The following is a 7,769-nucleotide window of genomic DNA, read 5'->3' on the forward strand; positions in this document are numbered from 1 at the left end:
GCTCGGCCGCGGGGCGCGGGCGATCCGTTCGGTGGGCGCGGCCGGTCGCTTGGCGGGGCGCGCCGGCCGGCGCGGCGTGCGCGCGGCAGGGCGGGCTGCGGCAGGCGGCTTCCGTCGCCTGTCGCGTTCGTCGTCCCTCGCCGGGCGCGCGGCCCGTGGGCTGCGCGTTGCCGCGGTCGGCGGCCGCCGCGCGCTGGGCAGTGCCGGCCGTGCAGCGCGCGGCGGCGCGATGCGTGCGCTGGGCTGGGCGCGCGGGACGAGCGCGGTGCGCTGGGCGAATCGTCTCGGTGGCCAGGCCGAAGAATGGACACGGCGCCGGCTGCGGGGCCTGGCGACCGCGGACACGGCGCTGGGCCGCTTCTACAACCGGCGCCTGCGCGGCATCCACGAGCGCAACGTGATGGTGGCACGCTCCATCAATGATCCGGTGGAGCGGGCGTACCAGCTGCGGCTTGGGCGCGAATTGACGGACGAACTCGATGCCTTGCGCCAGGCCAATCCCGGATGGAGTGCGCGCCAGATCGACGACGCCCTGCGTGCCCGCTTCGGTCGCGAACGCATGGGGCATGCGGAGGTGGGAACCGGTCGCGGCGGCGCGCCACGGTTCGTGCGCGACGATGCGGACTTCCTGCGCGAGGTGCGCGAGACCGAGTTCGCCGAGATCCAGCTCGTTCGCGACCGCCTGCCACCCGGCGCAACGCCGCGTGAGCTGGCCGATGCGGTGAATTCCAGCCCCTTCATCAAGGGCAGATGGACCGAGGAGGAACTGCGTGCATTCACGCAGATGCATCCGACGCGGGGCGGTGGGGGCGGCCTGGCGTTGCGTGACGCGGCGGGCGAGGCCCTGGCGGTATCGAAGACCGGCCACCATACGCTGCCGGCGAGCATGGCGCCGCAGATCAGTCACGATCCGCGCTTCATCCAGATCGTCAACGATAGCCGCAGCTACCGGAACTTCATCGACAACGCCTTCCCGGGCCTGACCCATGTCCCGGAGGTGCGTGGCTACCGGGTGCCCGGCGCGCGTGCGGGACGGACCCGGCAGGCACTCAACCGGCGCGAAGTGATCGAGGACATGCTCGACCGCGGGCAGATCCCGGGCTACACGCGGGCCGACATCAACTATTTCATGGGCCCCGGCCTGGCCGACGATCTGGTCGTCGATGGCAGCAGCGGCGTGTGGCGCAATCGCCGAGTGGCGGGCCAGCGCACGTTCTTCAACCCGCATCTGGGCATCGGCCATGGCTGGGATTGGCAGAACGAGCTGGCGCGCCAGATCTTCGACATGAACAGCCGGCTCGGCATCGGCCTGAGGCGCGAACTCGGCAGCCAGTTGCTGCTGCCCGCGGTGAAACGCTCAGGCAGGCTCGCGCTGGGAACACCTGAGCCGGGGGCAGGCGATGCACGCACGCGCGCACTCATCGACCGCAGCATTTCGATGCGCACGCAGCTTGAGCGTGGTTCCTCACCGGCAGGCGAACTCGCCGCACTGCTTCCACCGTTGGCCGATGACGAGAGGCCGATGGCGGCGCAGCCTTTGCCCGGCGGTGAGATTGCGCCACCGCCCGAGCTTGGGGGGAATGCTGCGGAATCTGCCACCAGCCTTCCCGTTCCGGCGGCCACCGAGGCAGGCCAGGGGGGCGTCGGGCGCGAAGAGCCGGAGGCTCCGCCAGCGCCGGTGCCCTACAGCCCGCAAGCGCTCGTGTCGATTCGCGAGCAACGCGTGGCGATTGCCGATGCGCTGGAGGTCGTTGCCGGGTTCATCGCCGACAGCAGCAGCGCGGAGCACCACAACCGCGTCGCGCAGGGGGCCGCCGCCGGGCTGAAGGCCAGGAACGCCGAGCAGGGCGCGGTGGCGCAGGCGGAGCGGGCCACCGTTGCCGGCGAAGAGCAGAAGCTTGACCAGGCCGCCGGCGCGCAGGAGAACATGGCGGCCGAAAACGCACGTGCATCCGGCGAGGCGGAGCGTGGCGAGGGTGAGGCGCAGTCGGTCCAGGCCGAGGGCAGCAACGTCAGCGTCGAGCCCAAGCCCGAGGAGCCGCGCAAGCGCAGTTGGCTCGAAAGGGCCTGGGACGCGACCGTGGGTGCACTGTGGGACAATCTGATCGCCCCGGCGGTGCGCGCGGTGAGACGGAAGGTCAATCAGGTGATGCAGTCCATCAACGAGTTCATCATGAACATGATCAACCAGGCGCTGGGGCTGGACGAGATCGAGACCGAACTGAACCGCGGCGGCGACGACATCGCGCAGCGCAACGAGAGCCTGCAGGAGACCGATGTCGGGCTGCAGGAGACGCAGGAAGTGGCGCTGGCCGAAGCCGAGCGCAACCAGCAGTCGATGGACCAGGCCGGTGCGAACATCGAGGATGCGAGAACCACGCGTGCGGACGCTCAGGCGCTGCAGGCCGCGCTGCTGGCGCAAGACCAGGCGCTGCTTGGCGAGGAATCGCAGGGCCGGACCTGGATCCTGGACTTCGGCGTGCGTTATCAACCCTTCTTTGCCGCCGATTCAGCAGGTGCGGGTTCAACGGCTGCCGCGGCTGGCGAGCAAGAGTTGAGCGCGGCGGCCGGCGACGAGGGGGCTTTGCCGCCCGCCACCGAAGCGGCTGGCGCGGAAGCCGGGCCCGAGAGGGAGGAGACCACCGATGAATCCGCGCTCGCCTGAGGCGACGGAGGCGCGCGCGCGCGTTTTTCTCTCCGAACTCCTGATGTCGGTCCCGCTGGCGCGGGGGCAGGGCGACAAAGCTGCCCGCCTTGCCGCGCTGGAGCGCGCAGCACTGTTCACGCCAGTCTTCGCCGGCTGGCCGTCGCCGGTCGACGCCTGGCTGGACGAAGCCCGGACGCTCGCATGCGAGCAGGGCGAGTCTGCGACGCTGACGCGCCTTGCGCTGCGCGAGGCGGTCTTGCTCATGCGCCGCCGCGACTTCGACCGGGCGCTCGCGGCACTTGATCGGCTGGAGACAGGCGACCGGGAGCCGGGGCCCGGGGAGCGTTGCTGGCTGCTGGCGACGCGGGCGCGCATACAGGTCCGCCAACAGGCCTTCGATGCTGCGCAGGCGACGCTCGAATTGCTTGCGGGGCCGCGAGTCGACGGCTGGACGGGCTGGCTGCCGCAGATCGCGCGCGCTGAACTCCAAGTCGAGCGCGGCGAACTCGCCCTTGGCGCGGCGTCGTTGCGCACCGCGCTGCTCGGGCTGCCGCCGGAGATGGTGGAAGAGCGCATCCAGGTGCTGCAGTCGCTCGGCTACGTGCTGATCGCGCAAGTGCAGCCGAGGGCTGCGCGAGAGCAGCTCGAACTGGCGAGACGCCTGCTGCGCGCTGCGGGCATCTGGTCCGAAGTGATGCAGATGGAGCTGGCTGTCGGCAGCCTGCACGCGGCCTGCGGCGATGCGGCGTCGGCGAAGGCTTGTTTCGGCAGCGCTGCCGACTTGTGCGAGCGCTATCCCCAGCCCGAACTCGAGCCATTGCTCGGCCTCGGCAGTGCGCGCGCGCTGGCGGCCCTGGGACAGGGCGAGGCGGCAGTCGCTGTGGCGCTGGAAGTGGCGAAACGCTATGCGCAGCAGGGGAGCGTGATTGGCTACGTCAGCATGATCGTCTTCATTTCCGCGCTGCATTCGGATGCAGGTCGCCATGACGAGGCGTACCGTGCCCTGGTGACCGGCCTCGTCGTGGCGCGGCAACGGGGCTGGGCGGTGGTGGAACAGGTTCTGGGCGCGCGCATCGCGCATCTGCGCGACGCCGTACTCGGGCCGGAACGCTTCGATGTCATGGCGCGGGAGCTCGTGGATCGCATGAAGGCGCGCTAGTGGCCGTCGGATGGATGAAGCTGGCCCGCGGCAAGCAGGGTCAAGTCGATGGAATGCCGATCGGTCCACCGAGCGCAGGGGCCACTCGATGAGCGTCTATAGTGAATCGTATGACAGGACGGCGGAGCCGCGTTGCGAGGGTCGCGCTGTCAGGACGGCGATGGTGGAGGATGATTCATGAGCCTGAGTCTGATCGCACGCAGCAAGAGTCCGTCGTCCCGATCGGAGCGTCCGTCGTTTGCGCCTGCCACCGCGAAGGGAGTTCCCCGTTTTCTGGCAGACGGTCTTTCGGTATCCAGACCAGGCGACGCGGTCGAGCGCAAGGCCGACATGCTTGCGACGTCGGTCATGGAGCAGGGCGGGTGTTCTAGCTGCGCGCCTCTGGCACCTTGCGCGGAATGTGCGTCTGCCGGTGCCGAGGCGCGCCCAGCGGGAGATTCGACGGGCCGGCGGCTTGCCGGTCTGGGTGCTGGAGCGCCACTGGATCGAGCGACGCGCGGATTCTTCGAGCCACGCTTCGGTCGCGATCTTGCCTCGGTGCGCGTGCATGCGGGCCCGCAGGACGCCGGCTTGGCGAGTTCGCTGTCGGCATCGGCGTTCGCCGTCGGCGACGACATCGTCTTTGGCGAAGGCCGCTACGAACCACACAGTGAAACGGGGCGGCAGTTGCTGGCGCATGAACTGGCCCATGTGGTGGCGCCGGGCGACGGCGCGCGGGTGTCGCGGCAGGTGGATGCGGGCGTGCCCGATGCGGGCCTGGCGCCGAGCCCGGCCCCCGATGCCGGCACGCCCACCGATGCGGGCGTGCCCTTGCCGGCAGGCGTTCCCGCTGCGCCCGCTCCGCCGCTGTTCGACAGCCTGTATGGCACCTGCCTGAGCGAAGAGGAAGGGCGGCGGCGCGACGCGTTCGCACTGCGGCATTTCCATCTGGACCGCAACATCCCGTCGACGACCTTCGGCATGTTCGACACGGACTACTGGCCGGTCACGGGCCTGATGCTGGTGTCGGTGAAGATGAAGTTCAACTTCGTGTCCGCCGACAACGCGCCCGGTTTCTGGGAGAGCATCGGCCGCAGCCTCGCCGGCGAGGATCTGAGCCGCTTCTTCTGGAGCGACACCGAGCGCGACAGCTTCAGGAGTGACTACATCTCGCGTGTTGCGTCGCGCTGGAGCGCGCAGCACTCGATGGCGTCCACCAAGCCGTGCTGGAACTTCAGGGCCTTGCCGCTGGTGACGCCGGTCGAGGTGGCGGACGACGCGTCAGCACATTACGTGGTTACGGTGCACAAGAGCCCCGGGCCGGGCATCGACTACAAGTCGGCGACCAACGATCCCGATGTTGCCCATCCGGAGCGCCCGGCGACGGCGGATCTGTGGTCTTCCGATGTGCGCGAGGAGCCGGATTTCAACAGCGGCAGCGTGGCCACCTCGGAGCGCCAGCGCGTCGAGAGCGCGCTCGCAGCGGCGGCGGCCAGTCCGGTCCTGTTCGCCCAGGATTCCGACGCGATCAGCCCGGCGGCGGCCGGTGCGCTGACGAACTTCGCCAACGCGCTCAAGCAGAAGAACCCGTCGGATCCGCTCATCCCGCTCAAGGTCGATGGCTTCGCCAGCAGCGAAGGCGAGCGCGGACACAACGTCGATCTGTCCGACCGGCGCGCAGTCGCGGTGCGCAACTTCCTCGCCGCGCTCGGCGTCCCGCAGCCGATCGGCGTGCTTGGCCATGGCCCGGTCGGGGCAGCGGGCGCAGCGGCAAACCGGAAGGCGGATATCACCGTCGATCACGCGTTCGAAACCACGTACAGGTCCAACCGCTATTCCGTCGGTGAGCACGAATTCGGCCACATGCTGGGCTTGCCCGACGAATACCAGAACAACACGACCGGCACGCTCGGCGCACAGCAGACGCTCTATTCCGGCCTGGTGACGGCGGCGGGCGCGCAGGGGCCGGCGGTTTGGGGTGTGGACACCGCCAGCCAGATGTCGGCGGGCGTCGATGTGCTGCCGCGGCACTACGTCACGCTGTGGGAGGCGCTGGGACGCATGACGTCGCCCGACATCAGCCAGGCCGAATGGAAACTGTCCTGAAGGCCCCCGACATGGCGCGACCGGCGCTGTCGCTTCGATTCACACATGTGCAGGCGCTGTCTTCGCGCGGCAATCACCGCATCCGACTCGATGACGAAGGCTTTCTGTTCGTCGATGTGGTCACCCAGGATTGCCCGCGCGGCACGCCGTGGAGTGGCGGCTGGCCCGATGTGCCGCTGCGCCGGCTATCCGCGGCGGAATGTGACGGGCTGGCCGGTCTCATCCTGGATTCCGGCTTCCTGGACCTCGCCGCAGCGTGGTTCCAGGCTGGGCGAGACGGCTATCGCGAGGAACTCGAGGTCTCGCTCGGCCCGCGCACGCACAAGGTGACGGTGGAGCGCGCCCAGCCGCCGACGGCCTTCATCCGTGTGCGAAGTGCGGTCTGGAAGCTGGCAGGCCTGGCGGGCTGAGCGCACTGGCGATGCGGTCAGGGACGCATCGTGGGGCCCTTGATGGTGACCCACCGCATGAGGATCTCGCAGGTGTAACGGCAGTTGACGTTACGGAAGGTGTATTCCAAAGTGAAGCACGGCGCCTGGCCTGCAATATTCCACTTGTCATTCGGCGTGGGCGTTCTGGGACAAGTGAAGGAAGCGCCTGCCGCGTCAACGACAAGTGGGGATCGCATGTCTGTCAGCCGTGGGCATCGACAAGAATCGCCGTGCAAGCTCAGCGAGGAGGGAAACTCCCCTGGGGCGGATGGGAACACGCTGACGAGCTTTGGCCTGCTCGGCTGTTCGCCTACTTTTACTGCGGCAATGAGGCTCATGCGCCGCTTTGCCGAAACCTCCGCCCACGTCCTTGTCCAGGGTGAGACCGGCACCGGCAAAGAACTCGTCGCGCGGGCCATCCATTATCTCGGCGAGCGCCGCTACAAGCCCTTTGTTCCGGTCAATTGCGGCGCGCTGCCCGATAACCTGATGGAGAACGAGCTCTTCGGCCATGCGCGAGGCGCCTTCACCGACGCGCGCGAGAGCCAGCGCGGGCTGATCGGCAGTGCGGAGGGCGGCACCCTGTTCCTGGACGAGATCGAGTGCCTGTCGCTGAAAGGGCAGGTGGCGCTGCTGCGCTTCTTGCAGGACGGCCATTACCGCCAGCTTGGCGGCCACGGCGACCTGCGTGCCGATGTGCGCATCGTCGCAGCGAGCAACCAGGATTTCAGCGAGCTGGTACGTAATGGGCAGTTCCGCCAGGATCTTTATTACCGCCTCGCGATCATGTCGGTTGACCTGCCGCCGCTGCGCCAGCGCGGCAACGACATCCTGCTGCTGATCGATCATTTCCTTGCCCGCTTTGCGCGCGAATACAGGCGGCCGGTGCCGGTTCTCGACCGCGCGTCCGCTGCCGCGGCGCTGACGCATTCCTGGCCGGGCAACGTGCGCGAGCTCGAGAACATCGTTCATCGCCAGTTCCTGCTTGCCGACGAAGGCGTTGTACACCTGGAGCCCATCTCCGACCCCGCAGCCGCAGCAGGGGCGAGCGAGGCGAACGGCGGCTGGAACATCGACTTTGCCGGCATGGACATGAAGCTGGCGAAGGCCGAGGTCATCGCCCGCTTCGAGCGCGATTACCTCGAGCAGGCGATCGCGATGACGCGCGGCAACGTCTCGCTCGCTGCGCAGCACGCCGGCAAGGAGCGGCGTGCCTTCGGCAAGCTGCTCAAGAAGTACGGCATCGACCGCAATCGCTTCCAGGCCTGAGAGCGTGAGAGTTTTTCTCCAATCTCGCCAGGTTGTGCTGGGACTGGCATGCTCCGAGACATGAACGAGACCGAAGGTCATAACGGATCGCCGGCCAGCCTGTTCGATGACCTGCCGGCTGTCGAGGAACAACAGGTGATCGCGGCGAAGCAGGCGCGGGCGGCTTCACGCCGGCAAG

5 protein-coding genes are annotated in these 7,769 nt (G+C 68.5%); all 5 read left to right on the top strand.

Annotated features, from left to right (window positions below; all coding sequences use genetic code 11):
* A partial coding sequence (locus GH664_RS21695; RefSeq protein ID WP_194270463.1) for a hypothetical protein occupies positions 1–2,665 on the top strand: 2,665 nt, incomplete at its 5' end.
* Positions 2,646–3,806 carry a hypothetical protein gene (locus GH664_RS21700; protein WP_153170205.1) on the top strand — a complete coding sequence of 387 codons (1,161 nt, stop codon included), beginning with the start codon at positions 2,646–2,648 and terminating at the stop codon, positions 3,804–3,806. The genes GH664_RS21695 and GH664_RS21700, both read left to right, overlap by 20 nt.
* 348 nt (positions 3,807–4,154) lie before the next feature.
* Positions 4,155–5,891 (top strand): DUF4157 domain-containing protein, encoded by a 1,737-nt coding sequence (locus GH664_RS21705; protein WP_228111664.1) that lies wholly within the window; start codon positions 4,155–4,157, stop codon positions 5,889–5,891.
* Positions 5,876–6,301: a hypothetical protein gene (locus GH664_RS21710; protein WP_153170207.1), complete on the top strand. Its 426-nt coding sequence runs from the start codon at positions 5,876–5,878 to the stop codon at positions 6,299–6,301. Before GH664_RS21705 ends, GH664_RS21710 begins: the two co-directional genes overlap by 16 nt.
* 216 nt (positions 6,302–6,517) lie before the next feature.
* Entirely contained in the window at positions 6,518–7,591 is a 1,074-nt protein-coding gene (locus GH664_RS21715; RefSeq protein ID WP_153170208.1) for a sigma-54-dependent Fis family transcriptional regulator, read from the top strand.
* The last annotated feature ends 178 nt before the right edge of the window (positions 7,592–7,769 follow it).

Origin of the sequence: Thauera sp. 2A1, assembly GCF_009469595.2 — a bacterium.
GTDB lineage: Bacteria > Pseudomonadota > Gammaproteobacteria > Burkholderiales > Rhodocyclaceae > Thauera.

Coding starts and splice junctions, on each gene's coding strand:
- GH664_RS21700 (WP_153170205.1), top strand. CDS start 2,646: ATGAATCCGCGCTCGCCTGAGGCGACGGAGGCGCGCGCGCGCGTTTTT.
- GH664_RS21705 (WP_228111664.1), top strand. CDS start 4,155: ATGGAGCAGGGCGGGTGTTCTAGCTGCGCGCCTCTGGCACCTTGCGCG.
- GH664_RS21710 (WP_153170207.1), top strand. CDS start 5,876: ATGGAAACTGTCCTGAAGGCCCCCGACATGGCGCGACCGGCGCTGTCG.
- GH664_RS21715 (WP_153170208.1), top strand. CDS start 6,518: ATGTCTGTCAGCCGTGGGCATCGACAAGAATCGCCGTGCAAGCTCAGC.